General features: G+C 57.4%; 1 protein-coding gene. It reads left to right on the forward strand.

Going from position 1 to position 1,026, the window contains the following annotated elements; translation table 11 throughout:
- Positions 1–124: 124 nt before the first annotated feature.
- The coding region (locus tag C9E81_RS22610) for an IS110 family RNA-guided transposase (RefSeq protein WP_122114601.1) at positions 125–1,026 on the forward strand (902 nt) is incomplete at its 3' end.

Consider the following 1,026-nt stretch of genomic DNA (forward strand, 5'->3'; position numbering starts at 1 on the left):
TCAGATGGGGTATTCGGCTTGCGCTCCACTTCCAGCCTCGGTCTCCGGTAGGTGCTGCGCCTCGAGCTGATGATAGAACGTGGTCTGTGTGAAGCAGTCACAAGCATCAGGAAGGAAGCGCAGCATGAAGCATTATGCCGGATTGGATGTATCGGTAAAAGAGACCACCATTTGCGTTGTCGACGAGGACGGTCAAATTTGCCGAGAAATGAAGGTTACGAGCCATCCCGAGGATCTTGCCTTGGCATTGAGCGGCATCGGTGTCCGGATCGAGCGGATCGGATTAGAAGCTGGTCCCTTGTCGCAGTGGCTTTTCGAGGGGCTGGCCAGGGCAGGCCTTCCGGTGATCTGTATTGAGACACGCCACACAAAGGCATTTCTCAAAGCACAGGTAAACAAAACCGACCGGAATGATGCGCGCGGGATCGCGCAGATGATGCGGGTCAATCTATACCGCCCGGTGCATGTGAAGACTTTGGAAAGCCAGCAGCGTCGAGCCTTGCTGCGAGCCCGAAAGCTCTTGCAGGAGAAAGCGATTGCGGTCGAGAACGAAATACGCGGCCTGCTGCGCAACTTCGGGCTCAAGGTTGGGATTGTTGGCGCAGGGAAGTTCGAAGCCCGCGTCCAGGATCTCATCGAGGCATTGCCGGAATTGGAGGAGGTGATCAGTGTATTGCTTGCCACGAGACGAAAGCTCCGTGAGAGCTTCGCCAGACTGCACGGCAAGGTGCTGGAAATCGCGAAAGCAGATGCCGTTTGCATGCGCCTGATGACAATCCCGGGCGTCGGGCCTGTGACTTCACTCGCCTTCATCAGCACCATCGACATCCCAGCACGTTTTCGAAGCTCTCGATCAGTCGGGCCGGTCCTGGGGCTGACACCGGTCCTCAATCAGTCCGGAGAAAGCCAACGCGTGGGCCGGGTGTCCTTGTGTGGCGACGGAATGATGCGGGCTTTGCTGTATGAGGCGGCGCAAGCCATGCTGACCAGGGTGAAGAAATGGTCGTGGCTGAAAGCTTGGGCCGT

Origin of the sequence: Paracoccus alkanivorans (assembly GCF_003697785.1) — a bacterium.
Lineage (GTDB): Bacteria > Pseudomonadota > Alphaproteobacteria > Rhodobacterales > Rhodobacteraceae > Paracoccus > Paracoccus alkanivorans.